The 25,224-nt window shown below is 70.9% G+C and carries 22 protein-coding genes; 15 read left to right on the forward strand and 7 right to left on the reverse strand.

The features are described 5' to 3' along the window. Nucleotides 1-44: 44 nt before the first annotated feature. Nucleotides 45-1,790: a dolichyl-phosphate-mannose--protein mannosyltransferase gene (locus SCNRRL3882_RS23965; protein WP_010035275.1), complete on the reverse strand. Its 1,746-nt coding sequence runs from the start codon at nucleotides 1,788-1,790 to the stop codon at nucleotides 45-47. A gap of 112 nt (nucleotides 1,791-1,902) precedes the next feature. Between SCNRRL3882_RS23965 and rsmI the strand changes: the two genes are divergently transcribed. The 11 genes from rsmI to SCNRRL3882_RS24020 all read left to right on the forward strand — a co-directional run bounded on the left by rsmI (nucleotide 1,903) and on the right by SCNRRL3882_RS24020 (nucleotide 15,797). Beyond that, nucleotides 1,903-2,751 carry a 16S rRNA (cytidine(1402)-2'-O)-methyltransferase gene (gene rsmI, locus SCNRRL3882_RS23970; RefSeq protein ID WP_010035273.1) on the forward strand — a complete coding sequence of 283 codons (849 nt, stop codon included), beginning with the start codon at nucleotides 1,903-1,905 and terminating at the stop codon, nucleotides 2,749-2,751. 284 nt (nucleotides 2,752-3,035) lie between these two features. Next, on the forward strand, nucleotides 3,036-3,464 hold the full coding sequence (locus SCNRRL3882_RS23975; RefSeq protein ID WP_010035264.1) for a hypothetical protein: 429 nt from the start codon (nucleotides 3,036-3,038) through the stop codon (nucleotides 3,462-3,464). A 79-nt stretch (nucleotides 3,465-3,543) separates the two neighbouring features. After that, nucleotides 3,544-4,425, forward strand: a complete 882-nt coding sequence (locus SCNRRL3882_RS23980) for a TatD family hydrolase (RefSeq protein WP_010035263.1) — start codon at nucleotides 3,544-3,546, stop codon at nucleotides 4,423-4,425. Nucleotides 4,426-4,555: 130 nt separating this feature from the next. Beyond that, complete coding sequence (locus SCNRRL3882_RS23985; protein ID WP_010035262.1) at nucleotides 4,556-6,019, forward strand: resuscitation-promoting factor; 1,464 nt, start codon at nucleotides 4,556-4,558, stop codon at nucleotides 6,017-6,019. Between the two features lie 69 nt (nucleotides 6,020-6,088). Continuing rightward, on the forward strand, nucleotides 6,089-6,973 hold the full coding sequence (rsmA, locus tag SCNRRL3882_RS23990) for a 16S rRNA (adenine(1518)-N(6)/adenine(1519)-N(6))-dimethyltransferase RsmA (protein ID WP_010035261.1): 885 nt from the start codon (nucleotides 6,089-6,091) through the stop codon (nucleotides 6,971-6,973). Beyond that, nucleotides 6,970-7,869 (forward strand): 4-(cytidine 5'-diphospho)-2-C-methyl-D-erythritol kinase, encoded by a 900-nt coding sequence (locus tag SCNRRL3882_RS23995; protein ID WP_010035260.1) that lies wholly within the window; start codon nucleotides 6,970-6,972, stop codon nucleotides 7,867-7,869. The genes rsmA and SCNRRL3882_RS23995 overlap by 4 nt, the downstream gene beginning before the upstream one ends. Nucleotides 7,870-7,934: 65 nt before the next feature. Beyond that, on the forward strand, nucleotides 7,935-9,176 hold the full coding sequence (locus SCNRRL3882_RS24000) for a HEAT repeat domain-containing protein (RefSeq protein WP_010035258.1): 1,242 nt from the start codon (nucleotides 7,935-7,937) through the stop codon (nucleotides 9,174-9,176). 71 nt (nucleotides 9,177-9,247) lie between these two features. Then, complete coding sequence (locus SCNRRL3882_RS24005; protein ID WP_010035256.1) at nucleotides 9,248-11,056, forward strand: ABC-F family ATP-binding cassette domain-containing protein; 1,809 nt, start codon at nucleotides 9,248-9,250, stop codon at nucleotides 11,054-11,056. A 192-nt stretch (nucleotides 11,057-11,248) separates the two neighbouring features. Continuing rightward, on the forward strand, nucleotides 11,249-13,012 hold the full coding sequence (locus tag SCNRRL3882_RS24010) for a PQQ-binding-like beta-propeller repeat protein (RefSeq protein WP_010035249.1): 1,764 nt from the start codon (nucleotides 11,249-11,251) through the stop codon (nucleotides 13,010-13,012). Between the two features lie 64 nt (nucleotides 13,013-13,076). Further along, complete coding sequence (locus SCNRRL3882_RS24015; RefSeq protein WP_078602753.1) at nucleotides 13,077-14,858, forward strand: PQQ-binding-like beta-propeller repeat protein; 1,782 nt, start codon at nucleotides 13,077-13,079, stop codon at nucleotides 14,856-14,858. A 240-nt stretch (nucleotides 14,859-15,098) separates the two neighbouring features. Further along, a complete protein-coding gene (locus tag SCNRRL3882_RS24020; protein ID WP_029180848.1) occupies nucleotides 15,099-15,797 on the forward strand; it encodes a helix-turn-helix transcriptional regulator in 699 nt (232 codons plus the stop codon). 165 nt (nucleotides 15,798-15,962) lie between these two features. Here SCNRRL3882_RS24020 and SCNRRL3882_RS24025 read toward each other — a convergent pair whose 3' ends face one another. Beyond that, nucleotides 15,963-16,280 carry a hypothetical protein gene (locus SCNRRL3882_RS24025; RefSeq protein ID WP_010035240.1) on the reverse strand — a complete coding sequence of 106 codons (318 nt, stop codon included), beginning with the start codon at nucleotides 16,278-16,280 and terminating at the stop codon, nucleotides 15,963-15,965. Between the two features lie 30 nt (nucleotides 16,281-16,310). After that, nucleotides 16,311-17,990: a sodium:solute symporter family protein gene (locus SCNRRL3882_RS24030; protein WP_010035238.1), complete on the reverse strand. Its 1,680-nt coding sequence runs from the start codon at nucleotides 17,988-17,990 to the stop codon at nucleotides 16,311-16,313. A gap of 164 nt (nucleotides 17,991-18,154) precedes the next feature. Here SCNRRL3882_RS24030 and galT point away from each other — a divergent pair, with 164 nt between their 5' ends. Genes galT through galK form a run of 3 tightly spaced genes read left to right on the forward strand, consistent with a single transcriptional unit; the run spans nucleotide 18,155 to nucleotide 21,378 of the window. Further along, on the forward strand, nucleotides 18,155-19,216 hold the full coding sequence (galT, locus tag SCNRRL3882_RS24035; protein ID WP_010035236.1) for a galactose-1-phosphate uridylyltransferase: 1,062 nt from the start codon (nucleotides 18,155-18,157) through the stop codon (nucleotides 19,214-19,216). Further along, nucleotides 19,213-20,175 (forward strand): UDP-glucose 4-epimerase GalE, encoded by a 963-nt coding sequence (gene galE / locus SCNRRL3882_RS24040; protein ID WP_010035234.1) that lies wholly within the window; start codon nucleotides 19,213-19,215, stop codon nucleotides 20,173-20,175. Before galT ends, galE begins: the two co-directional genes overlap by 4 nt. Before the next feature lie 27 nt (nucleotides 20,176-20,202). Continuing rightward, nucleotides 20,203-21,378, forward strand: coding sequence for a galactokinase (gene galK / locus SCNRRL3882_RS24045; RefSeq protein WP_010035232.1), 1,176 nt, complete (start codon nucleotides 20,203-20,205; stop codon nucleotides 21,376-21,378). Nucleotides 21,379-21,438: 60 nt separating this feature from the next. Here the strand turns inward: galK and SCNRRL3882_RS24050 are convergent, their stop codons facing one another. The 3 genes from SCNRRL3882_RS24050 to SCNRRL3882_RS24060 all read right to left on the reverse strand — a co-directional run bounded on the left by SCNRRL3882_RS24050 (nucleotide 21,439) and on the right by SCNRRL3882_RS24060 (nucleotide 23,648). Beyond that, the gene (locus SCNRRL3882_RS24050) at nucleotides 21,439-22,464 is read right to left on the reverse strand and encodes a hypothetical protein (RefSeq protein WP_050810180.1); all 1,026 of its coding nucleotides are present in this window, start codon (nucleotides 22,462-22,464) and stop codon (nucleotides 21,439-21,441) included. After that, nucleotides 22,452-23,108 (reverse strand): hypothetical protein, encoded by a 657-nt coding sequence (locus tag SCNRRL3882_RS24055; protein ID WP_029180846.1) that lies wholly within the window; start codon nucleotides 23,106-23,108, stop codon nucleotides 22,452-22,454. Before SCNRRL3882_RS24055 ends, SCNRRL3882_RS24050 begins: the two co-directional genes overlap by 13 nt. Before the next feature lie 81 nt (nucleotides 23,109-23,189). After that, on the reverse strand, nucleotides 23,190-23,648 hold the full coding sequence (locus tag SCNRRL3882_RS24060; protein ID WP_029180845.1) for a GNAT family N-acetyltransferase: 459 nt from the start codon (nucleotides 23,646-23,648) through the stop codon (nucleotides 23,190-23,192). Between the two features lie 305 nt (nucleotides 23,649-23,953). On the opposite strand from SCNRRL3882_RS24060, the gene SCNRRL3882_RS24065 reads away from it, so the two are divergent. Beyond that, complete coding sequence (locus SCNRRL3882_RS24065) at nucleotides 23,954-24,721, forward strand: LuxR C-terminal-related transcriptional regulator (protein ID WP_010035222.1); 768 nt, start codon at nucleotides 23,954-23,956, stop codon at nucleotides 24,719-24,721. Here the strand turns inward: SCNRRL3882_RS24065 and tamR are convergent. Next, entirely contained in the window at nucleotides 24,680-25,177 is a 498-nt protein-coding gene (gene tamR, locus SCNRRL3882_RS24070; RefSeq protein ID WP_010035221.1) for a MarR family transcriptional regulator TamR, read from the reverse strand. The two genes, SCNRRL3882_RS24065 and tamR, sit on opposite strands and share 42 nt — an antisense overlap. Nucleotides 25,178-25,224: the final 47 nt, after the last annotated feature.

Genomic DNA, 25,224 nt, shown 5'->3' on the forward strand with positions numbered 1-25,224 from the left:
AGGCCCCGTCCTTTCAGGAACGCTCATCGGTGAGACAAGGGCAGTCAGACCCAGGTGTCCAGCCACATCCGCGCCCGCCAGTCGTCGATGGGAATGGCGGTGCCCGTGTACAGCGGCCAGAAATAGATGAAGTTCCACGTGATCAGCAGGACGAGGACGCCCGCGGCCGTCGCGCCGACGACGCGGCGGGTGTCGGTGGAGCGGGGTGGGCCGATGACCGCGCCGAGGAGCATGGCCACCGCCAGGCACAGGAACGGCAGGAAGACGATGGCGTAGAAGAAGAAGATCGTGCGCTCCTGGTACATGAACCAGGGCAGGTAGCCGGCCGCGATGCCGCAGGCGATGGCGCCCGCGCGCCAGTCGCGGCGCAGCAGCCAGCGCCACAGCACGTACAGGACCGCGAAGCAGGCGACCCACCACAGCAGCGGGGTGCCGAGCGCCAGGACTTCGCGGGCGCACTTCTCGCCGGCGTCCGCGGGGCAGCCGTCCTTGCCGGGCGCGGGGGACTCGTAGAAGTACGACACCGGGCGGCCGAGGACCAGCCAGCTCCACGGGTTGGACTGGTAGGTGTGCGGCGAGGACAGGCCGACGTGGAACTCGTACACCTGGTGCTCGTAGTGCCACAGGCTGCGCAGCCAGTCGGGCAGGAAGGTCCAGTTGCCGCCCTTGCCGTCGGTCGCGGCCCAGTTGCGGAAGTAGCCGCCCGAACCGTCGGTGGCGGAGAGGATCCAGCCGGTCCAGGACAGCAGGTAGGTGCCGATCGCGACCGGGACCGTGGCGAGGAACGCCAGGCCCGTGTCCCGCCTGAACACCGTCGCGTACGGGTGCCGGGCGCCGGCCACCCGGCGCGAGCCGACGTCCCACAGGACCGTCATCAGGCAGAACGCGGCCAGGATGTAGAGGCCGTTCCACTTCGTGGCGAAGGCCAGGCCCAGCATCAGGCCGGCCGCCCAGCGCCAGGGGCGCCAGCCCAGACGGGCCGTCTCGGCGACGTGCCGGTCGGGCCGGACCCGGCCGTCGGCGTCCACCGGGAGCGCCGCGGCGAGTTTCCCGCGGGCCCGGTCCCGGTCGATGAGCAGACAGCCGAACGCGGCCAGCACGAAGAACATCAGCACGCCGTCGAGCAGCGCCGTGCGGCTCATCACGAAGTGCAGGCCGTCCACCGCCATCAGCGCGCCCGCCAGGCACCCGAGGAAGGTGGAGCGGAACAGCCGGCGGCCGATCCGGCACAGCAGCAGCACCGACAGCGTGCCGAGCAGCGCCGTCATGAACCGCCAGCCGAACGGGTCGAAACCGAACAGCAGCTCGCCCAGCCCGATGACGTACTTGCCGACCGGCGGGTGCACGACGTACGCCGCGTCCGTCGGGATGGTGACGTGCCCGCCGGACGAGAGGACCAGGTCGTTGGCGTTCTTGTCCCAGTTGACCTCGAAACCGCGGTGGACGAGCGCCCACGCGTCCTTGGCGTAGTACGTCTCGTCGAATATCACCGCCTTGGGGTTGCCCAGGTTCCAGAACCGCAGCACGCCCGCGAGCAGCGTGACGAGCAGCGGGCCGATCCAGCCCGACCAGCGCACCAGCCGCCCCGCGAGCGTGTGCGGGATGCCGAGCGCGGCCCACAGGCGCGGGCCGGGCTCGGTGTACGGCGGCACCAGCCGGTCACGGACGTCACCGGCGTCGCTTCGTGGCTGCTGGTAGCCGAAGCGGCGCAGCCGCTGCTGCCAGGACGGCCGCTGCTCGTGCGGCGCCTGGCCCTGCCGGGTGTCCGTGGAGGACGCGGTACTGGTCACCGCGCCATCGTAGGGAACCGTGCTGTGTGAGTCCCGTGCATGGCCGGTATGCGTCCCCATCCTCCGCCCCTGGGAGGCGTGTGCGTCCCCGGCCCCTGGGAGGATGGAGGGCGTGACCGGAACCCTCGTACTCGCAGGCACCCCCATCGGCGACATCGCGGACGCCCCGCCCCGGCTCGCCGAGGAACTGGCCGGAGCCGATGTCGTCGCCGCCGAGGACACGCGGCGGCTGCGGCGGCTGACCCAGGCGCTCGGCGTCACGCCCAAGGGGCGGGTGGTGTCGTACTTCGAGGGCAACGAGTCCGCGCGGACGCCGGAACTGGTCGAGGAACTGGTGGGCGGGGCGCGTGTGCTGCTCGTCACGGACGCCGGGATGCCGTCGGTGTCGGACCCCGGGTACCGGCTGGTCGCCGCCGCCGTGGAGCGGGACGTCCGGGTCACCGCCGTGCCCGGGCCGTCCGCCGTGCTCACCGCGCTCGCACTGTCGGGGCTGCCCGTCGACCGGTTCTGCTTCGAGGGCTTCCTGCCGCGTAAGGCGGGGGAGCGACTGGGGCGGCTGCGGGAGGTGGCCGGGGAGCGGCGCACCCTCGTCTACTTCGAGGCTCCGCACCGGCTCGACGACACGCTCGCGGCGATGGCCGAGGTGTTCGGGGCCGAGCGGCGGGCCGCGGTGTGCCGGGAGCTGACCAAGACGTACGAGGAGGTCCGGCGGGGCGGGCTGGAGGAGCTCGCCGCGTGGGCGGCCGAGGGCGTGCGCGGGGAGATCACCGTCGTGGTGGAGGGGGCGCCCGAGAAGGGGCCTGAGGAGATCGGGCCGGAGGAACTGGTCCGGCGGGTCCGGGTGCGGGAGGAGGCGGGGGAGCGGCGCAAGGAGGCCATTGCCGCGGTGGCGGTCGAGGCCGGGGTGCCGAAGAGGGTTGTGTTCGATGCCGTGGTTGCCGCGAAGAACGCCGCGGGGTAACCGGGTTCGGGGCGGGGGGGCTGGAGTGTTTTGCGGGGTGCGGGTTGTGTGTGGTTGGGCGCGCAGTTCCCCGCGCCCCTGGGTTGGATACAAACCCCCTCTGAGCAGGGCGCATGTCGTTTGAGCGTGCGCCCCATGGGTGGGCAAAGGTGACGAGGGTCAGGGGCAAGGAACGCCCAAATCGGCGCCAATAGTCGACAGGTCTGCTGCCATCGGTCCGGCTGAGGAGTCCACTGGGTGCGGGGGCGGAATCGTCCTCACGCCACAGCGGAACAGGAGCTGGCATGAGCGAGATCACAGGGCAGACCGGGCTCCGCGCCGGTGCGAACGCTGTCGTCAACGAGTCGTACTCCTTCGCGTGCATGCGCTGCGGGTACGGCTGGGAGCAGTCGTACGAGATAGAGCACCACACGGACGCCGCAGGGCACGAGTTCGTCCTCTACGTGGCGGACGGCCAGGTCGTGCCCTCCCCGTTGAGCAAGCCCACGTGCCAGAACTGCGACGGACACGTCGTGCGGATCATGCGGCCCGGGCGGGTCGAGTCGGCGCGCAACGCGGCGCACCGGCCCCACCGCGTGCCGCCGCAGGCCGGCCCCGTTCAGGCCCCGGCGGCGGACGCCGAGGCCGCGGGCACGGGTGAGCAGGAGAAGAGCGAGCACCACCACTGGCACCTGTCGGACCTGCTGCACCCCTTCCAGCGCAAGGCGAGCTGACCCGTCCGGCTCCCCTTGTCAACGCCCTCCCCGGTCCTCCCCCATCGGGGAGGGCGTACCCCTTTCGTAGGATCGGGGCATGCCTTCGAACGACTCCGGCAAGCACGCCGCGCCCCCGCTCCCGGACCCCCTCCGGGTGCCGGTCGCCGACTCCCACACCCATCTGGACATGCAGTCCGGCACGGTCGAGGAGGCGCTGGCGAAGGCGGCGTCGGTCGGAGTGACGACCGTCGTGCAGGTCGGCTGCGACCTCAACGGCTCCCGCTGGGCGGCCGAGACGGCGGCGGCGTACGACGCCGTCCACGCGACGGTCGCCCTGCACCCGAACGAGGCGCCCCGGATCGTCCACGGCGACCCCGACGGCTGGTCGCGGCAGGGCGCGCGCGAGCCCGGCGGCCGGGCCGCCCTGGACGACGCGCTCGCCGAGATCGACCGGCTGGCCGCGCTGGAGCAGGTCAAGGGCGTCGGTGAGACGGGCCTCGACTACTTCCGCACCGGGCCGGAGGGCAAGGAGGCGCAGGAGAGGTCCTTCCGCGCCCACATCGAGATCGCGAAGCGGCACGGCAAGGCCCTGGTCATCCACGACCGCGACGCCCACGCCGACGTCCTGCGCGTCCTGAAGGAGGAGGGCGCCCCCGAGCGGACCGTCTTCCACTGCTACTCCGGCGACGCCGAGATGGCGGAGATCTGCGCGAGCGCGGGCTACTTCATGTCCTTCGCCGGCAACGTCACCTTCAAGAACGCCCAGAACCTGCGGGACGCGGTGGCGGTGGCCCCGCTGGAGCTGCTGCTGGTGGAGACGGACGCGCCGTTCCTCACACCGGTGCCGTACCGCGGGCGGCCCAACGCCCCGTACCTGGTGCCGATCACGGTGCAGGCCATGGCCGAGGTGCGCGGCATCGACGAGGACACGCTGGCGACGGCTCTCGCGGAGAACACGGCGCGCGCCTTCGGCTACTGACCTTGCCGCCGGCCTCACCGTACGACTGTGCGTAGTCGCGTCGCTTTGGAGAGTGACGGCCGCTCCGCTAGGTTCTGGGGGCCCGATCCGGACCCCTCTGGACCCCCTCCGGCCCCTGGAGCGTGTCGGCGTGAGCAACTCCCAGTACGAGACCTACGAGGCGTACGAGGCGTACGAGACATACGGCCCGGCCTACGCGGATCCGGTGTACGGCCGTTTCGACGCGCCGCCCGCCGCTCTGCACAGCGCCGAGACGCTGGTGTACGGGACGACGCCCCTGGCTCCCGTCGGCTACCAGGACACCTACCGGCCCGCCTACGAGGTCCCGCCCCTGCCCGGACTGCCCCGGCAGGGCATCCGCGACGGTGATCCGGCACCACCCGCGACGGGCGCGCGCACCTCGCGCGCACAAGCCCGCGCCGAAGCCCGCGCCGCGACGCGCACCGGCTCGCACCGGCGGTCCCCGCGCCGGCGCAAGGCGCGGTACGTCGAGCGGCCGGGCGACGGTTCCATGCGGCGGCTGCTCCCGCAGGCCCTGGTCGTCGCCTTCCTGGCGGGCGGCACCACGGCGTTCGTCGCCAAGGACAAGGCGATCGAGCTGAACGTCGACGGAAAGGTCCGCACGCTGCACACCTTCGCCGACGACGTCACCGAGCTGCTGGCGGACGAGGGCGTCGACCTCGGCGCCCACGACGTGGTGGCACCCGGCCCCGGCACGGAGATCACCAGCGGCGACGAGGTCGCCGTGCACTACGGCCGCCCCGTGCGGCTCACCCTCGACGGACAGCGGCGTGAGGTGTGGACGACGGCACACACCGTGGCGGGGGCGCTCCGGCAGCTGGGGGTACGACAGGAGGGCGCGTACGTGTCCACCTCGCGCTCCCGGCGCATCGGGCGGGAAGGGCTCGCACTGGACGTGCGGACCGAGCGCATGGTCACGATCATGGCGGACGGCCGGGCCCGCACCGTCCGCACCAACGCGGCGACCGTGCGGGAGGCCGTCGAGGAGGCCGGGATCACCCTGCGCGGCCAGGACACCACGTCGGTCCCCCAGGGGAGCTTCCCGCGCGACGGGCAGACCGTCACGGTGCTGCGGATCACCGGCGGCAAGGAGGTCCGCGAGGAGCCGATCCCGTTCCAGGTGCGGCGGACCGACGACCCCACCCTGTTCCGCGGCACGGAGGTCGTCGAGGAGGTGGGCCGGCCCGGCCTGCGCCGGGTCACCTACTCCCTGCGCACCGTCAACGGGGTCAAGCAGAAGCCGCGCCGGATCAGATCCGAGGTGGTGCGCGAACCGCGCCCGCAGCTGGTGAAGGTCGGCACCAAGCCGCTACCGGCGTCCGTGCAGGGCGCCGACCACCTCGACTGGCAGGGCCTCGCGGCCTGCGAGTCCGGCGGCCGCCCCGACGCGGTCGACTCCTCGGGCACCTACGGCGGCCTGTACCAGTTCGACACCCACACCTGGCAGGCCCTCGGCGGCAAGGGCCGCCCCCAGGACGCCCCGGCGGCGGAACAGACGTACCGCGCGAAGAAACTGTACGTACGGCGGGGGGCGAGCCCGTGGCCGCACTGCGGGGGGCGCCTGCACGGGTGACTCAGCTGCGGCCCCCACGCCGAGCGACCACGAAACCCGCCCCCGCAAACCCCCCGTACCCTTGTCCCCGTGACCAGCCCCACCCCCGACGCCCTCCTGGGCCCCGCCGACGTCCGCGAACTCGCGACAGCCCTCGGCGTACGCCCCACCAAACAGCGCGGCCAGAACTTCGTGATCGACGCGAACACCGTCCGCCGCATCGTCCGCACCGCACAGGTCCACCCCGACGACGTGGTCGTCGAGGTGGGCCCGGGCCTCGGGTCACTGACGCTCGCTCTGCTGGAGGTCGCCGACCGCGTCACGGCCGTCGAGATAGACGACGTGCTCGCCGCCGCCCTGCCCGCGACCATCACGGCCCGCATGCCCGACCGCGCCGACCGCTTCGCCCTCGTCCACTCCGACGCGATGCACGTCACGGAGCTGCCCGGCCCCGCCCCCACCGCGCTGGTCGCCAACCTCCCCTACAACGTGGCCGTCCCGGTGCTGCTGCACATGCTCGACACCTTCCCGAGCATCGAACGCACCCTGGTCATGGTCCAGTCGGAGGTCGCCGACCGCCTCGCCGCCCCGCCCGGCTCGAAGGTGTACGGCGTCCCGTCGGTCAAGGCCAACTGGTACGCCGAGGTCAAGCGGGCCGGCGCCATCGGGCGGAACGTCTTCTGGCCGGCGCCCAACGTCGACAGCGGCCTGGTCTCCCTCGTCCGCCGGGCCGAGCCGCTGAAGACGACGGCATCGAGGCGCGAGGTGTTCGCCGTCGTCGACGCCGCCTTCGCCCAGCGCCGCAAGACGCTGCGGGCCGCGCTCGCCGGCTGGGCCGGGTCCGCCGCCGCCGCGGAGGCGGCCCTCGTCGCCGCCGGGGTCTCACCGCAGGCGCGGGGCGAGTCGCTGACCGTGGAGGAGTTCGCGCGGATCGCCGAGCACAAGCAGAGCCAGCATCAGGAGGAGTCCGCGTGAGCGTCACGGTCCGGGTCCCCGCCAAGGTCAACGTCCAGCTGGCGGTCGGCGCCGCCCGCCCCGACGGCTTCCACCCCCTGGCCAACGTCTTCCTCGCGGTCGGCCTCTACGACGAGGTCACCGTCACCCCGGCCGACGAGCTCCGCCTCACCTGCGAGGGCCCGGACGCCGGCCAGGTCCCCCTGGACCGTACGAACCTGGCCGCGCGGGCGGCCGAAGCGCTCGCCGAGCGGTACGGCCGGACGCCCGACGTCCACATCCACATCGCCAAGGACATCCCCGTCGCCGGCGGCATGGCGGGCGGCAGCGCGGACGGCGCCGGCGCGCTGGTCGCCTGTGAGGCGCTGTGGGAGACCGGCGCCTCCCGGGACGAACTGCTCGACATCTGCGCCGAGTTGGGCAGCGACGTGCCCTTCAGCCTGGTCGGCGGGGCGGCGCTGGGCATCGGGCGGGGCGAGCAGCTGACGCCCCTGGAGGTCGGCGGCACCTTCCACTGGGTGTTCGCGATGGCCGGCCGCGGCCTGTCCACCCCGGCTGTGTTCCGGGAGTTCGACCGGCTCGGCGAGGGCACGGACATCCCCGAGCCCGTCGCCTCTCAGGAACTCCTCGCCGCCCTGGCGAAGGGTGACCCGGACGCGCTCGCCGCCGCCGTCTCCAACGACCTCCAGCCCGCCGCCCTCTCCCTCTTCCCGGAACTCGCCGGCACCCTGGCCACCGGTCGCGCCGCCGGTGCCCTCGCGGCTCTCGTCTCGGGCTCCGGCCCGACCACCGCGTTCCTGGTCCGCGACCCGGAGTCGGCCGCCGCGGTGGGGCAGGCCCTGCTGGCGTCCGGGACGTGCCGGACGGTACGTACGGCGTCGGGCCCGGCACCCGGGGCGACCATCGCCGGGCGATGATCACGTGCCCCGGCCGCGGCCGGGCGCCTGGGCTCCCCCAGTCGTTTCAAGAGGGGGGCACAAGCGTGCGGGAACTGGTCGCGGCCGTACGGCGCCGCGACGTGGAGGAGGTCACGGCGCTGCTGGAGTCCGGCGCCGGCCCCGGCACCCTCGCGGACGGCCTCCCGGTCCTCTGCCTGGCCGTGGCGGCGTACGACCGGCCCGTCGCCGAGGCGCTGCTCCAGGCCGGCGCCGACCCACTGCGCAGGCTGCCCGACGGGAGCACCCCGCTGACGCGGGCGGTGGACGGCGGGTCCCACCTGCTGACCTCCGCGCTCGCCACCAGCCGGATCCCGCTCCCGGCACCGGCGCGCGCCGAACTGCTGGCCAGGGCCCGGCGATGGGCCGAGGCGGGCACGGAGGCGGAACTGCGCCGCATCACCGGCCACACCGGGCCGGTCGAGCGGATCCGGGTCGAGGACGACGAGGTCGGCTGGTGGTCCGAGCAGCTCACGCTCGGCGGGACGACCGTGCGCGACGAGCACCGGGCGGTGCTCACCTCCACGGAGGAGCGCTACGGGATCCGTGCGCCCTTCGACGAGCTGGTGGACCGGGCCCTCGCCCACCCCGACCGGAACCACGTCGTCTGGTCGGTCGTGGTCTTCACGCTCGGCCGCCGGCTGGACGAGGAGACCTGGCAGTGGACAAGGGACCTGCTCAACCACCCCGACCGGCTGTACCGCCTGCTCGCCGCCGACATCCTGCTGTTCCTGATCCTCGGGGACTTCGTCACGGGACGCGACCCCTTCCGGAACCGGGGCAGGGAGCTCGTGCCCTGGGCCGAACTGGAGGAGGATCCGGAGGTGCTGGCGGTCATCCTCCAGGCGATGACCCACGACAGCGCCCCGGAGATCGAGGCAGTCGGCCTGTCACACCTCGCCCACCCGGACCCCCGGGTGCGCGCCCTGGTGCCGGACGCCCTGGGCCACTCCGAGGACGGCCGGTCCCGGGTCAGCCCCCAGAGCCTCACCGCCGTGCTCACCCTGGCCCGCGACGAGGACCCCGGCGTACGCGAGGCGGCGTGCCGCTGGCTCGGCCACTACCGGGGGAATGAGCCCGAGGCAGGGGACGCGCTGGTCGCGCTCACCCACGACGAGCGGCAGCAGATCCGCATCTGCGCCGTGTCCGGCCTGGCGTACCGCGACGATCCGCGCTGTGTGGAGGCCGAGCACCGGATCGGCCCCGTCGACGCGGAGCTGCCGTTCGACGAGAGGCTGCTGGACGTGTGGCGCTACCAGCGCCGCCAGGAGGCGACCGAGCGCTCCTGAGCACCCCGGTCGGAGCACACCGCCGCCCGACTACCCTGGAGGGTCGATCCATCCCCCTCGTCAGGAGAGAAATGGCCGTCAACCTGGTCAATGTCGAGAACGTCAGCAAGGTGTACGGCACCCGCGCCCTGCTCGACGGCGTCTCCCTCGGCGTCTCCGAAGGGGACCGCATCGGCGTCGTCGGCCGCAACGGCGACGGCAAGACCACGCTGATCCGCATGCTCGCCAGGCTGGAGGAGGCCGACACCGGGCGCGTGACGCACTCCGGCGGACTGCGCATCGGCGTGCTCACGCAGCACGACTCCCTCGACCCCGAGGCCACCGTCCGCCACGAGGTCATCGGCGACATGGCCGACCACGAGTGGGCCGGCGTCGCCAAGGTCAGGGACGTGCTGACCGGCCTGTTCGGCGGGCTCGACCTGCCGGGGTTCCCCAAGGGGCTCGACACCGTCATCGGACCGCTGTCCGGCGGTGAGCGGCGCCGCATCGCGCTCGCCAAGCTCCTCATCGAGGAGCAGGACCTGCTCGTCCTCGACGAGCCCACCAACCACCTCGACGTCGAGGGCATCGCCTGGCTCGCCCGGCATCTCCAGAACCGCAGGTCCGCGCTGGTCTGCGTGACCCACGACCGCTGGTTCCTGGACCAGGTGTGCACACGCATGTGGGACGTCCAGCGCGGAGACGTCTACGAGTACGAGGGCGGCTACTCCGACTACGTCTTCGCCCGGGCCGAGCGCGAGCGCATCGCCGCCACCGAGGAGGTCAAGCGGCAGAACCTCGTCCGCAAGGAGCTGGCCTGGCTGCGGCGCGGGGCGCCCGCCCGGACGTCCAAGCCGCGCTTCCGCGTCGAGGCCGCCAACGAGCTCATCAAGGACGTACCGCCGCCCCGGGACAGCAGCGAACTGATGCGGTTCGCGTCCACGCGGCTCGGCAAGACCGTCTTCGACCTGGAGGACATCACCGTCCAGGCCGGTCCCAAGGTCCTCCTCAAGCACGTCACCTGGCAGCTCGGACCCGGCGACCGGATCGGTCTCGTCGGCGTCAACGGCGCCGGGAAGACGTCCCTGCTGCGGGCCATGGCCGAGGCGGCCCGGACCGACGGCGAGGCCCAGCCCGCGGGTGGGCGCGTCCGTGTCGGCAAGACCGTGAAGCTGGCCTACCTCTCCCAGGAGGTCGCCGAACTCGACCCGAACACACGCGTGCTGGAGGCCGTGCAACAGGTGCGCGAGCGCGTCGACCTGGGCAAGGGGCGCGAGATGACGGCCGGGCAGCTGTGCGAGACGTTCGGCTTCACCAAGGAGAAGCAGTGGACGCCGGTCGGCGACCTGTCCGGCGGTGAGCGGCGGCGGCTCCAGCTGCTGCGGCTCCTCATGGACGAGCCCAACGTCCTCTTCCTCGACGAGCCCACCAACGACCTCGACATCGAGACGCTGACGCAGCTGGAGGACGTGCTCGACGGCTGGCCCGGCTCGATGATCGTCATCTCCCACGACCGGTTCTTCATCGAGCGCACCACCGACCGGGTGTTCGCCCTGCTCGGTGACGGCACCCTGCGGATGCTGCCGCGCGGCATCGACGAGTACCTGGAGCGGCGGCAGCGCATGGAGGAGGCCGCGGCCGCCGCGACGCCCGCCGCGGCGCCGCAGACCGCCGCCCCGGAGAAGAGCGCCGCCGACCAGCGCGCAGCCAAGAAGGAACTGCAGAAGATCGAGCGGCAGCTCGACAAGGTCTCCGAGAAGGAGACCAAGCTCCACGCCCAGATCGCCGAAAACGCCACGGACTTCTCGAAGGTCGCCGAACTGGACGCCGAGCTGCGCGAGTTGGCCGGTCAGCGCGAGGAGCTGGAACTGCGCTGGCTGGAACTCGCCGAGGACGCGTGAAGGGTGCGTGAAGGCGCATAACAACGGCATCACAGGCCGGTCCTCCCTTGGGAACAGGGGGTGATACGGCCCCGTGGCCTGTCGGCACCGGGTGATAGAAAGAGCCGTCTTAGAACTTCATGAAGCGACTCTGAGCCCATTGCGTACCTCAGGGCGTGGCTAAAAATCAGTGATCGAACGGGGGAGCCGCTGATGACTCAGCCGCCCAGTCAGCCACCGCACGGTGGCTTCGGAGCACCGCAGAACCAGCCGCCGCAGGGCGGTGGCTTCGGGGCACCGCAGACCCCGCCGCCGCCCCAGGGCCCGCCCCAGGCGCCACCGCCCCCGCAGGGGCCGCCGCAGCCCGGATACGGCTATCCCCAGCAGCCCCCGCAGCAGCCCGGGCCGTACGGGCAGCCGGGACCGTACAACTCCGGCCCCTACGGCCAGCCGCAGCCGCCGGGTCCGTACGGCCAGCCCGGCTACGGCTACCCGCAGCAGCCGCAGTACCCCGGCGCGCCCGGCACCCCGCCCGGGGGTGGCTCGGGCAACCCCTTCAAGGGCAAGCCCGCCCTGATCATAGGCGCCGCCGTGGCAGCGCTGCTCGTCGTCGGCGGCACCGTGTGGGCCGTCACCGGCGGAGACAGCGGCAAGGGCAAGAAGAAGCCGGTCGCCCAGCAGACCGACGACGCCAAGTCCGGTGCCTCCGCCCCGGTCAACCCCGGTGACGGCAGCGGCGACGGCGGCGAGGACCCGGAGAACCTCAACGAGGGCCGCCAGGCGGGCGAGGCGAAGGTCCTCTGGTACAAGGAGTCGCCCGACGCGCCCGGTTCCGGCGCCGACGCCCCCGGCATGTGGATCACCGACAAGACGGCGGTGAAGGCGGCGTACAAGCAGCTCTTCGCCTACAACGTCGGTGACGGCAAGCCGACCTGGGACGCCATCACCTTCCCGCAGAAGATCTGTGCGACCACCCCGCAGAAGACGTCCGACGACAAGATCGTCGTCGCGTACATGAGCGGCAGCAGCGACCGCGCCAAGTGCAACCAGCTGCAGGAGATCGACCTCGACACGGGCGAGAAGGGCTGGAAGCAGCAGGTCGCCGACGGCGCCCTGTTCGACTCCACGCTCTCCGTCGAACTGTCCATCACCGGCAAGACGCTGATGGTGGGCCGCTCCCAGTCCGGCACGGCCTACGACGTCACCAACGGCGACAAGCTCTTCGACAAGAAGAAGTACGGCAGCGCCTGCTTCCCCTCCGCGTTCGCCGGCGGCGAGAAGCTGATCGCCGTCTCCTCCTGCGGTGCCGGCACCGCGAAGGAGCACGACGAGGTGCAGGAGCTCGACCCGCGCACCGGCGACGTCAAGTGGACCCAGCCGTTCGACAAGGGCTGGCGGGTCGCGCGCACCTACTCGGTCAGCCCGCTGGTCGTCTACAGCACCAACGAGGACAAGAAGGCCTGGAACATCTCCACCTTCACCTCCGGCGGCAAGTTCCGCTCGCAGGTCGGCTTCGACGAGGACTTCGCCCCCGAGTGCGGCTGGGCCATCCTCGAACGCGACCTCCAGGGCTGCCAGGGCGTCGCCGTCGACGACACCACGCTCTACCTCCCCACGGAGGCGACCAGCGGCGCCAACGAGATCGTCGCGGTCAACCTCGCCGACGGCAAGGAGAAGTGGCGGGTGAAGTCCCCGGCCGACGAGTCGATGCTGCCGATGAAGGTCGAGGGCGGCAAGCTCATCGCCTATGTGGAGCCGTCGTACGACGCGGGCGGCCAGGTCGTGTCCATCCCGACCGGCGGCAGCGGCCACAAGCCGGTCAAGCTGCTCCAGAACCCGCAGAACGCGGCGGACATCGAGAACGGCTTCTTCTCCAGGGACACCGACTGGGTCGACGGGCGCTTCTACATCTCGACGACGCGGCTGAGCGGAAACGACGACACGAAGGAGAAGTTGATGCTCGCCTACGGCAAGTGACTCTTCCCCCTTCGGTCCTGCCTTCGTCTTCGTCGTCCGTCCCCTTCCGCGAGGTACTCACGCCATGACCCAGCCGCCGCCTCCGCCGCCCCAGCAGCCCCCGCCCGGGGGAGGCTTCGGGCCGCCCCAGGGCCGGCCCCCGCAGCCGGGGTACGGCTACCCGCAGGCTCCGCAGACGCCTCCGCCGGCGGCTCCGCAGACGCCGCCCCCGCCGCCCGCGCAGCAGCCTCAGCCGGGGTACGGCTATCCCGGCCAGCAGCCCGGATACGGCCAGCCCGGATACGGGCAGCCGCCGCAGGCGCCGTACGGGCAGCCGGGCCAGCCGGGATACGGGCAGCCCGGTTACGGCTATCCGCAGCCGACCATGCCGCTCCAGCCGCAGCCCGGACAGCCGGGCGGGGGCAGGAAGTTCAACGCGCAGCTGGCCATCATCGTGGCCGCGGTCGTGGCGATCGCCCTGATCGTCGGCGGCGGTGTCTGGTACTCCTCGTCCCAGGACGGCGGCAAGAAGGACGACACGGCCGGCTCCGGCGGCGGCACCGGCGGCACGGACGACAACAACGGCGGCACCAGCTCCGGCGGCAAGGAGAAGGCCCCGGCCGACCCCAGTGCCAAGGTCCTCTTCCAGGTCCCGATGCCCGAGGTGAAGAACGACAGCACGGTCGTCGTCTCCGGTTCGTGGCTCACCGACAAGACGTACGCCAAGAGCGGCATCGCCCAGATCGTCGGCTACGACCGCGACAAGGGCAGCAAGCAGTGGACGATCCCGCTGGACGGCCCGGTCTGCCAGGTCAGCCGCCATGTCACCGACGACAACAAGACGGCGATCCTCTACCAGCCCGCGATGCCGACCAAGGCCGACCCGTCGCACGGGTGCAGCCAGCTCGCCGTGATCGATCTCGACGCCGGCAAGAGGCTGTGGACGAAGACCGTCAAGACCGGTGACCAGCTGATCAACTTCGACAACGTCACGATCAGCGGCGACACGGTCGCCGTCGGCAGCACCAGCGGCGGCGCCGCCTTCGACCTGTCCGGCAAGCTCCTGTGGAGCCCGAAGCCGACCGACTCCTGCTACGACGCCGGGTACGGCGGCGGCGACAAGCTGGTCGCGGTGCGCAAGTGCGGCACGTACGAGCAACGGCAGCTGCACATCCAGACCATCGACCCGGCGTCCGGGAAGGTGATCTCGGAGTACAAGATGGCCCAGGGCATCGAGTACGCGAGCATCGTGTCGACCAACCCGCTCGTCGTGGCCGCCGACGTCGGCGACTCCGCGGGCGACGGCAGCGGCATCTCCGACTTCTTCTCCATCGACAACAAGACCGGCAAGCTGCGCACGCGCATCTCCGCGCCGGGCGAGCAGTTCGCGGCCCGCTGCGAGGGCATCACCCGCATCGAGTACTGCAACCAGCTGGCCGTCGGCAACGACCGGCTGTACCTGCCGACCGAGGAGCACGACGGCACCGGCGAGTACAGCCAGACCAACGAGATCGTCGCCTTCGACCTCGCCACCGGCAAGCAGACCGGGCAGCGGGCCGACGCGGGCGACGGCTACACGATCTCGCCGCTGCGCATGGACGGCGGCAACCTGATCGCGTACAAGCGGCCGCCGTACGACAAGGGCGGGCAGATCGTGAGCATCGACGGGGGCAGCTTCAAGCAGACGAAGCTGCTGGAGAACCCGGCGACGGACACGGTGCGGGACGTGGAGACGAGCATGTCGCCGGAGTACTCCGAGCTCCTGTACGGCGACGGGCACCTGTTCATGTCCAAGGTGTACGCGAGCAAGCGGACCAGCAGCACGAGTGAGAAGGAGTACCTCGCGGTCGCCTTCGGAACGAGCTGATCGATCGGTGTCCGCTTGGTGATCGACTGAGTGCCGGTACGGTCCCGTCCCTGTTCAGGGGCGGGACCGTTCGCGTTTGGCTCAGTCAACCTCGAATGAGAGGAATTTCGGCGATCCGGGGCGATTCTCGCCGGTAGGGGGAGCGCAACGTCGAACAAGCGTGTAGCTTCCGGGGGCATGAAGGCGGGGGAGCCGGGGGGCTTCCATCTGGGGGGACCGGGGTGACTGGGGGGTTGCTCGATGGGAGTGCGGCTCATGGTGGTCGACGACCACCGACTGCTGGCCGAGGCGTTGGCCTCGGCGCTGAAGCTGCGGGGGCACCGGGTGCTGGCCGCGGCGGCGCCGGCCGCGGGGGCGGCGGAGCTGGTGATCACACGGGCGCCGGAGGTGTGCCTGCTGGGGACGGCCACGCCGGCGGAGCCGGGGATCTTCGACCCGGTGGTGCGGATCAAGCGGGAGCGTCCGCAGGTCGCGGTCCTGGTCCTGGGGCCGGTGCCGAGTCCGCGCGGTATCGCGGCCGCCTTCGCCGCGGGGGCGTCGGGGTACGTACGTCACGATGAGCGCATAGAGGGTGTCGAGCGGGCGATCATGAAGGCCCGGGCGGGGGAGGCGGCGGTGGCGCCGCAGCTGCTGCAAGGCGCGTTCAGCGAGTTGCTCAACCCGGCGGCCCAACCGGACGACGAGGGCCAGCGGTTGCTGTCGATGCTCACGCCGCGGGAGGTGGAGGTCCTGGTCCGCGTCGCGGACGGCGAGGACACCCGCCTGATCGCGGCGGGCATGGGCATCGCCCCCTCCACGGCCCGCACGCACGTCCAACGGGTCCTGATGAAACTGGGAGTGGGCTCCCGCCTGGAGGCAGCGGCCCTGGCGGCTCGCACGGGGTTGCTGGACCGCGCGGGCCCACTCACCCGCCCCCCGGCCCCGGAACCGGAGCCGTAGTCAGCGCGCTCGCCCCCCCCGCTGCGGCCAGTCGTGCCTCCCCCAAGCTCTTCGAGCAGGGGGTACCCCCAGGGCGGCACGGGTGGGCGCAGCGGCACCCCGCTCCGCCGGACTGCGCACCCACCCGGCCTCAGCACCGACGCCGAGTACCTGTGACGCCGTCGGTCACTCGGCCCGCTCCTCGTCCCCGGGCACGACACCCGGCGGCGGGGGAGCCACAGGCCGCAGCTTCAGCCACACCAGGAAGAACACCCCCAGCGCGAGCATCCCCAACCCGGTCCACAGGTTGATGTTCACACCCTCCGCCTTGTCGATGTCGGCATCGGACGCCGTGAACCCCGCGATCGTGACGATGACCCCGTAGACCACGAACAACCCACCGATGATCCGCCGGATGTCGAACAACCGCGCAGCCGTCGCCGACTTGCCCTGCAACTCGGTGACTTCCCGCTGCACGTCCTTCTCGGAGTAGAACTCGGACATGTTCCCTCAAACTCCCGGATCAGAAAGCGGTCAGAACGAGAACGGGATGTAGCAGGCCGCGGCCAGCACGACCGCGCCCCACCCCAGCAGCGCCGGCTTGCGATACCAGGCCTCGTCCCCGGGCGCGGGCGGCTCCGCCATGCCGGGCGAGGTCGTGCCGTAGACGAGCCCCTGGAGTTCCCCGACCGGCTTCGGCGCGGTGAAGAGCGACACCGCCACCATGACGACCGCGCCCGCGACGAACCCCGCGATCGCCGAGACGAAGTTGGCCCCCTGGTCGGAGGGGATGTCGATGATGCCCTGCTTGTAGATGACGAAGTAGTTGACCATCGCGGCGGTGGTGCCCGCGACGAGCCCCCAGAAGCCCGACTTCATGGACGCCCGCTTCCAGAACATGCCGATGATGAAGACGACGAACATCGGCACGTTGAAGAAGGAGAACAGCGTCTGGAGGTAGCTCATGATGTTGGAGAAGGACGACGCCAGGAACGCCGTGCCGATGGAGGCCAGGACACCGATCGCGGTGATCAGGCGGCCGAAGCGCACGTAGTACGCGTCCTCCCGCCCCTTCACCACGTACTTCGCCCAGATGTCCGTCGTGAACACCGTGTTGAACGACGACACGTTGGCCGCCATGCCCGCCATGAACGCCGCGAGGAGGCCGGTCACGGCGATGCCCAGCACGCCGTTGGGCAGCAACTGCTCCATCAGGTAAGGGATCGCGTCGTTGTACTGGAGGTCGGAGCCGGACGTGCCGATCTTCGGGACCAGCACCGCGGCGACCAGACCCGGGATCATCACCAGGAAGACGATGAAGATCTTCGGGAACGCGGCGATGAGTGGTGTGCGCTGGGCCGCCGAGAGGTTCTTCGCGGACAGGGCGCGCTGCACCTCGGCGAAGTTCGTCGTCCAGTAGCCGAAAGAGAGCACGAAGCCCAGGCCCAGGACGATCGTCAGCCAGTTGGCGCCCAGCGGGTTGGCACTGCCGATGCCCGTGCCGCCCCAGGAGGTCATGAAGTCGGCGCCGTGGGACCGGGTGAGGGAGTCGGACAGGCCGTCCCAGCCTCCGACGCTCTTCAGGCCGAGCACCGTGATGGGGATGAGCGCGGCGAGGATCACGAAGAACTGGAGGACCTCGTTGTAGATGGCCGAGGAGAGGCCGCCGAGGGTGATGTAGGCGAGTACGAAGAAGCCGGCGACCACGATGGCCACCCACTCCGGCCAGCCCAGCAGCGCCTCGACGACGATGGCCAGGGCGTAGAGGTTGACGCCCGCGATGAGGATGGCGGCGCAGGCGAAGAGGCCCGAGCTGAGCAGGTGCGCGGCCCTGTCGAAGCGCAGCAGCAGGAACTCCGGGACCGAGCGGACCTTGGAGCCGTAGTAGAAGGGCATCATCACCAGGCCGAGGAAGACCATGGCCGGGATGGCGCCGATCCAGTACCAGTGCGTGGTGTAGACGCCGTACTGGGCGCTGTTGGCGGCCATGCCGAGGATCTCGGTGGCGCCCAGGTTGGCGGCGATGAACGCGAGGCCGGTGACCCAGGCGGGCAGGGAACGGCCGGAGAGGAAGAAGTCGAGACTGGTCTTCACCGAGCGGCGGGCGGCGAAGCCGATGCCGAGGACGACGGCGAAGTAGATGCCGAGGATCGTGTAGTCGAGCCAGTTCGTGGGGAGTCGCAGCTCGGCTGCCAGGTAGGTGGGGGGATGCATGAGCCCTCGCTTCGTTGCGCGAACCGATACCTCGCGGAATCTACGCCTCCGCCTTCAGATATTGAACACGTCCGTTGATGCTCTTTGTTTGATTGTGATGTTGACGAATGTGGTGAGTTGTGTTTTGGTATGTTGGGTTATGTTTGAAGGATGAGGAGTCCGGCGTGAAGAAGACCTCGACCCGGCTGGCCGACGGTCGCGAGCTCATCTACTACGACCTGCGTGACGACAGCGTGCGGGACGCGGCCGACCGCCGCCCGCTGGACCGCACCGTCACCACGTCCGAGATCCGCCGCGACCCCCTGCTCGGCGACTCCGTCGCCATCGCCTCGCACCGCCAGGGCCGCACCTACCATCCGCCGGCCGACGAGTGTCCCCTGTGCCCCTCCGAGGGCGACCGGCTGAGCGAGATCCCGGACTCGTCGTACGACGTCGTCGTGTTCGAGAACCGGTTCCCCTCGCTGGCCGGCGACTCCGGCCGGTGCGAGGTCGTCTGCTTCACGTCCGACCACAACGCGTCCTTCGCGAGCCTCAGCGAGGAGCAGGCCGGCCTGGTGCTGGAGGCGTGGACGGACCGTACGTCGGAGCTGTCCCATCTCCCCTCCGTCGAGCAGGTGTTCTGCTTCGAGAACCGGGGTGCCGAGATCGGCGTGACCCTCCAGCACCCGCACGGACAGATCTACGCCTACCCCTTCACCACCCCGCGCACCGCCCTGATGCTCCGCTCCGTCGCGGCCCACAAGGAGATGACGGGCGGGGAGAACCTCTTCGACGCCGTCCTGGAGCGTGAACTCGCCGAGGAACGGATCGTCCTGGAGGGCGACCACTGGGTGGCCTTCGTGCCGTACGCGGCGCACTGGCCGTACGAGGTCCACCTGTACCCCAAGCGCCGCGTGCCCGACCTGCTCGGGCTGGACGAGGCGGCGCGCACAGAGTTCCCCAAGATTTATCTGGAACTCTTGAGGCGCTTCGACCGGATCTTCGGTGAGGGCGAGCCTCCGACCCCGTACATCGCGGCCTGGCACCAGGCCCCGTTCGGCGCGCTGGAGGAGTTCGACGGGGTCGTGCGGGAGGATTTCGCGCTTCACCTCGAGCTTTTCACCATCCGCCGCACTTCCGGCAAGTTGAAGTTCCTCGCGGGTTCCGAGTCCGGTATGAACGTCTTCATCAATGACGTGCCGCCGGAGCGCGCGGCCGAGCGACTGCGAGAGGTAGCGAGTTCATGAGCGGCAAGTACCTGGTGACAGGCGGCGCGGGTTTCGTCGGCAGCGTGGTCGCCCAGCACCTGCTGGAAGCCGGTCACGAGGTCGTCGTCCTCGACAACCTCTCCACGGGCTTCCGCGAGGGCGTCCCGGCGGGTGCCTCCTTCGTGGAGGGCGACATCCGCGACGCCGCCAAGTGGCTGGACTCCTCCTTCGACGGCGTCCTGCACTTCGCCGCGTTCTCGCAGGTCGGCGAGTCGGTCGTGAAGCCGGAGAAGTACTGGGACAACAACGTCGGCGGCACCATGGCCCTGCTCGCGGCGATGCGCGAGGCGGGCGTCCGCAAGCTCGTCTTCTCCTCGACGGCGGCGACGTACGGCGAGCCGGAGCAGGTCCCGATCGTCGAGTCGGCGCCCACCGCCCCGACCAACCCGTACGGCGCCACGAAGCTCGCGGTGGACCACATGATCAGCGGTGAGGCGGCCGCCCACGGCCTGGGCGCGGTCTCGCTGCGCTACTTCAACGTGGCCGGGGCGTACGGCGAGTACGGCGAGCGCCACGACCCCGAGTCCCACCTGATCCCGCTCGTCCTCCAGGTCGCGCAGGGCAGGCGCGACGCGATCTCCGTCTTCGGCGACGACTACCCGACGCCGGACGGCACCTGCGTGCGCGACTACATCCACGTCGCGGACCTGGCCGAGGCCCACCTGCTGGCGCTGGGCGCCGCCGCCTCCGGCGAGCACCTGATCTGCAACCTCGGCAACGGCAACGGCTTCTCCGTCCGCGAGGTCATCGAGACGGTCCGCCGGGTGACCGGCCACCCGATCCCGGAAGTGGTCGCCCCCCGCCGGGGCGGCGATCCGGCGGTCCTGGTGGCATCGGCCGCCACGGCGCGCGAGAAGCTGGGCTGGAAGCCGTCCCGAGCGGACCTCGACGGAATCGTCGCGGACGCCTGGGACTTCGCGCAGCGGCGCGACAACTAGTACGGAACGAAGGGTCAGGGGTCAGGGATGAGCGAGGCTGTTGCCGACGAGGCCGCCGGAGCGGTCGCCGAGCGGTTCACGGAGCTGTACGGCGCCGAGCCGCACGGAGTCTGGGCGGCACCGGGCCGCGTCAACCTCATCGGTGAGCACACCGACTACAACGACGGCTTCGTCATGCCGTTCGCCCTGCCGCACACGGCGGTGGCGGCGGTCTCCCGCCGTGCGGACGGCGTGCTCCGCCTCCACTCGGCGGACGTCGAGGGCGGGGTGAGCGAACTCCGCCTGGACGACCTGTCCCCCGAGTCGGACAAGAACTGGACGGCGTACCCGGCGGGCGTGGTGTGGGCCCTGCGCGAGGCCGGCCACGCGGTGACCGGCGCGGACATCCACCTGTCCTCCACGGTCCCCTCGGGCGCGGGCCTGTCGTCGTCGGCGGCGCTGGAAGTGGTCGTGGCACTGGCCCTGAACGACCTGTACGCGCTGGACCTGCGGGGCTGGCAGCTGGCCCGCCTGTGCCAGCGCGCGGAGAACGTCTACGTGGGCGCCCCGGTCGGCATCATGGACCAGACCGCGTCGGCGTGCTGCGAGGCGGGCCACGCCCTCTTCCTCGACACCCGCGACCTCTCCCAGCGCCAGATCCCCTTCGACCTGGCGGCCGAGGGCATGCGCCTCCTCGTCGTCGACACGCAGGTCAAGCACTCCCACAGCGAGGGCGAGTACGGCAAGCGCCGCGCGGGCTGCGAGAAGGGCGCGGCGCTGCTCGGCGTCGACGCCCTGCGGGACGTGCCGTACGCGGAACTGGACGAGGCCCTGGCCCGCCTCGGCGACGAGGACGAGGTCCGCCGCCTGGTCCGCCACATCGTCACGGAGAACGAGCGCGTCGAGCGGGTGGTGTCCTTGCTGGAGTCGGGCGAGACCCGGGCGATCGGCCCGGTCCTGGCCGAGGGCCACGCCTCCCTCCGGGACGACTTCCGCATCTCCTGCCCCGAACTGGACCTGGTCGTCGACACGGCCCTCACCTCCGGCGCCCTGGGTGCCCGCATGACCGGCGGCGGCTTCGGCGGCTCGGCGATCGTCCTCGCCGAGGAGACCGACGTGGACGCGCTCACCAAGGCGATCCAGGAGGCCTTCGCCACGGCGGGCTTCACCGCACCGCGCGTCTTCGAGGCAGTGCCGTCAGCCGGGGCGCGCCGCCTGCGCTGACAGCCCGAGCGGGCGCCCTGTCCTCCACGAGGAAGGGCGCCCGCCCGCTTCTCCGCTACGTCAGCGGTTGACGGCCTGGTACTCCTGGACCGCCACCTCGGTGGTGGTGGCGAACGTGCCGCTGGGCAGGTCGCCGCCGGTGCCGCCGGCGCCTTCCCAGCTGATGTCCCAGGTGAGGGTCGCCTCGAGGCCGTAGGAGCCGTCCCCCGAGGACCGCAGGTACCGCACCCCGCACGGCGGCGTCAGCTCCGCCTTGCCCCTGGCGTACGGCTCTCCGATCGACCCGTCGTCGTTGATCACGCACTCGCCGGACGCCGGAAGGCTCTCCGCGTCCTCCGTCCCAGGGTCGAGGTGCAGGCTCACCGGCTTGGCGGTCGTGGTCGCCCACAGCCCCGTACCGGGCAGACTCGCCGTGACGGAGACGGGCTTGAAGGTGCCCTTGTCCAGCCAGACCCAGGTGGGGGCGTTCACCGTCGACTTGCCGTTCGGCGCGAGGGAGACCCTGGTCGGCGGCACGACGGTCCGCTGGTGCGCAAGCCCGGCGAGCGTCTCGGTGTCGATGGCCTGGGGCACGCCGGGGTTCTCGCCGTTGTCCACCCAGAAGGGCTTGCGCTTGCAGTCGTTGGCGGCAGGGTCATCCTTCATCTTCGGATTCGTGACGGCCACCCACCACATGCCCTCGTCGTTCTTGTCGACGTTGAAGTCCTTGTATGGGTGGCCTCCCTTGTAACGCGCCTTGTCGTCCGCGATGCCCACGGGATCGCCGCCGACAGACTCGTACATCGACCAGTTGGCCTCGGTGTAGGTCTTGAAGTCCTTTGCCTTCCAGTAGGGCTCGTACCAGCAGGCCGGTGGCTCCCAGTCCACGGCGTTGGACGTGATCGGGCCGCCGTCCTTCGACGGGGCTGCGCCCTTGACATTGAAGGTGATGCGCGACTGCAGCACCCGACCTGAGGAGTCACCGGACGCCTCGACATCTCGGGATCCGTTGCTGCCGATTCCTCCGGCGACAGCTGTGTCGACCCCAAGGAGGAACAGCGCGGAGGTGAGAGCCGCGAGCACCACGCGTCGTGTCACGGCTGGCACCTCTTGGCACCCCGGTCCTCGTGGAGGCTCCAGATCTGCCAGACGCCCTGCTTGTTCTTCTTGACGCCGGTGTTGTAGTAGACGTAGCTGTCGGGCGAGGTCTTGACCACGTTCACCTTGTTGGTCTTGAGGTCCTTGACGTTTGCCTTGCTCTCGTCCGCGCAGTACGTCACTGCCGCTGACGTTTTATCGAACACCGTCACCTGACGATCGAAGTAGCGCAGCGTGCCGGCCCAGCTGGTCTTCCTGGCGATGTTGTCCTTCGCGTAGTTGTAGACGCCAACCAGCGCGCTGTCCGTGTAGTAGAAACCCATGCCGGACTTCTTCAGGTCGCCGTACGCCATCGCCTGATCCACACTGTTGATGGCCCGTTCGTTGTCGGCGAGGATGGTGTCCTTCTGGGGGTCTCCGGTCTGCCTGTCCTCGAAGACGTTCCTCATGTCATCCGGCAGCTTGATCTCCGGCCGGTCGATCCCGTCCGCCGACGCGGAGATCGACGGCGAAGCCGATGGCGAATCGGCCGGATCCGCACCGGCGATCTTGTCGGACGACGCCCCGTCACCTCCCCCCGAATCGCAGGCGGTCAGCAGCAGGGCCGCGGATGCGGTGAGCGCGGCTGTCACGAGCCGAGCAGGGCGGTTCACTGTGTGCTCCCGTTGATGTGGGGGGACAACTCAAGCGAAGCAACGCTATCGGTGGGTCGAACAGCGACGGCGACGAGGTCGTCAGCCCAGCCGCTTCGTCAGCGTGTACTCCGTGATGCCCGGCGGATAGTCCGGCACCACGCACACCACCTCGTACCCCTGCTTCTCGTAGAAGCGAGGGGCCTGGAAGTCCCATGTCTCCAGGCGGGCCGCCCGGCAGCCGCGTTCGCGGGAGGCGATGCGTTCCGCCTCCCACAGGAGCCGGGCGCCCAGCCCCGCGCCGCGGTGGCGTTCGTCGACCCAGAGGTATGTGACGTGGAGCCAGGTCGCCCAGGTGTAGCCGACGAGGCCGCCCGCCAGGCCGTCGTCCGTGTCGTTCACAGCCCACACGTGCAACGGGACGTCCCTTTCGTCCGGCGTTCCGCGCAGGGCGCGCAGTACCGGAGAGGCGGCCGTGTTCGTTTCCCGCAGGCGTGTACGGAGCAGATCACGTCGGGCCTTGTCGACTTCTGTCTCAAGACGGAACATGCGGCACACCATAAACGCGCAGGACAGTCAGTTCTGCAAATAACCTTCCGCTCCGGGCCCCCGGCCGTACTCTGATGAACAGCACCGGTGGGGGCCGGTGCCGATCAGGGGGCGAGACAGCCGGGTACGACACCCGGGGTGGGGGTAGCGGTTTCTGCGCGGCGGCGGCCGTGCGGCTGGCGGCGACCCGGCCAGGCTGCTGTGAGGACGGACGGACAGATGCAGCAGATCCGGGCACCCCGGTGTCGTACCCGTGCGGTTCGTCTTCCGACGATGGGGTATCCCCTGCTCTTCAGGAGCCTGGGGAAGGGGGTTACGTGGTTCGCATCCGAGTCCTGGTCGTCGACGACCATCGCATCTTCGCCGAGTCACTCGCGGCGGCCCTGGCCGCCGAGCCCGATGTCGAGGTCTCCGCGGCCGGCAGCGGCCCTGCCGCGCTGCGCAGCCTGGAGCGGGCGGTCGCCGAGGGGCGGCGGTTCGACGTGCTGCTCGTCGACGCCGATCTGGGCGGCAAGGTGCCGGGCGCTCGCCCGGCCGTACCCGTGCAGGAGGGCAACGAGGACGGGCTCGTCGACGGGATCTCCCTCGTCACGGGCGTGCGGTCCGCGCAGCCGAACGTACGGATCGTCGTGCTCGCCGAGAAGGACGACCCGCGCCGGGCCGCGCTGGCCCTCCAGGCCGGGGCCTCCGGGTGGGTCGCCAAGGACTGCTCGCTGTCCCGGCTGCTCACCGTCATCCGAGGCGTGCTGCGGGACGAGACGCATCTGCCGCCGGCCCTGCTGACCGGCGTGCTGCGGGAACTGACGGCCGCGCGCAAGCACCGCACCGAGAGCGAGCGGCTCGTCGAGTCCCTCACTCCGCGTGAGCGGGAAGTGCTGCGGTGCATGGTGGCGGGGCTGGGGCGCAAGGCCGTCGCCGAGCGCCTCTATCTGTCGCCGCACACGGTGCGTACGCACATGCAGAACGTGCTGGGCAAGCTCGGCGTGCATTCCACGCTCGCCGCCGTCGCCCTCGCCCGGCGGGCCGGAGTCGGGCCCGCCGACCTAGCCGGGGATGTTGTCGAACGGGGCGGTCAGCTGGCGTAGAAGCCCCGCCAGTTCGCCCCGCTGGGCGCGGGTGAGCTCCGCGAGGATCGCGCGCTCCTGGTCCAGCAGACCCGCCAGGGCCTGGTCCGCGCGGTCCCGGCCCTCAGCCGTCAGCCGGACCAGGACGCCTCGGCGGTCGCTGGGGTCGGGGAGGCGCTCCACGAGGCCCTTCTTCGCCAGGCGGTCGATGCGGTTCGTCATCGTGCCCGAGGTGACCAGGGTCTGGGTGAGGAGCTGCCCCGGCGAGAGCTGGTACGGCGTGCCCGCCCGGCGCAGCGCCGTCAGGACGTCGAACTCCCACGGCTCCAGGCCGTGCTCGGAGAAGGCCAGCCGGCGTGCCCGGTCCAGATGCCGGGCCAGTCTGCTCACGCGGCTGAGCACCTCGAGCGGTTCGACGTCGAGGTCCGGGCGCTCCCGGCGCCATGCTGCGACCAGCCGGTCGACCTCGTCCTCCATGGCGATCAGTGTAGTGGTTGTGTCGACGTAGAGTCTCTTGACATCCA

This window comes from Streptomyces chartreusis NRRL 3882, assembly GCF_900236475.1.
Classification (GTDB): domain Bacteria; phylum Actinomycetota; class Actinomycetes; order Streptomycetales; family Streptomycetaceae; genus Streptomyces; species Streptomyces chartreusis_D.

Excerpts from the sequence above, each read along its gene's own strand:
- SCNRRL3882_RS23975 (WP_010035264.1), top strand. The coding sequence starts at position 3,036 with ATGAGCGAGATCACAGGGCAGACCGGGCTCCGCGCCGGTGCGAACGCT.
- SCNRRL3882_RS23980 (WP_010035263.1), top strand. The coding sequence starts at position 3,544 with ATGCCTTCGAACGACTCCGGCAAGCACGCCGCGCCCCCGCTCCCGGAC.
- SCNRRL3882_RS24005 (WP_010035256.1), top strand. The coding sequence starts at position 9,248 with ATGGCCGTCAACCTGGTCAATGTCGAGAACGTCAGCAAGGTGTACGGC.
- SCNRRL3882_RS24010 (WP_010035249.1), top strand. The coding sequence starts at position 11,249 with ATGACTCAGCCGCCCAGTCAGCCACCGCACGGTGGCTTCGGAGCACCG.
- SCNRRL3882_RS24015 (WP_078602753.1), top strand. The coding sequence starts at position 13,077 with ATGACCCAGCCGCCGCCTCCGCCGCCCCAGCAGCCCCCGCCCGGGGGA.
- SCNRRL3882_RS24020 (WP_029180848.1), top strand. The coding sequence starts at position 15,099 with ATGGGAGTGCGGCTCATGGTGGTCGACGACCACCGACTGCTGGCCGAG.
- SCNRRL3882_RS24025 (WP_010035240.1), bottom strand. The coding sequence starts at position 16,280 with ATGTCCGAGTTCTACTCCGAGAAGGACGTGCAGCGGGAAGTCACCGAG.
- SCNRRL3882_RS24030 (WP_010035238.1), bottom strand. The coding sequence starts at position 17,990 with ATGCATCCCCCCACCTACCTGGCAGCCGAGCTGCGACTCCCCACGAAC.
- galE (WP_010035234.1), top strand. The coding sequence starts at position 19,213 with ATGAGCGGCAAGTACCTGGTGACAGGCGGCGCGGGTTTCGTCGGCAGC.
- galK (WP_010035232.1), top strand. The coding sequence starts at position 20,203 with ATGAGCGAGGCTGTTGCCGACGAGGCCGCCGGAGCGGTCGCCGAGCGG.
- SCNRRL3882_RS24060 (WP_029180845.1), bottom strand. The coding sequence starts at position 23,648 with ATGGTGTGCCGCATGTTCCGTCTTGAGACAGAAGTCGACAAGGCCCGA.
- tamR (WP_010035221.1), bottom strand. The coding sequence starts at position 25,177 with ATGGAGGACGAGGTCGACCGGCTGGTCGCAGCATGGCGCCGGGAGCGC.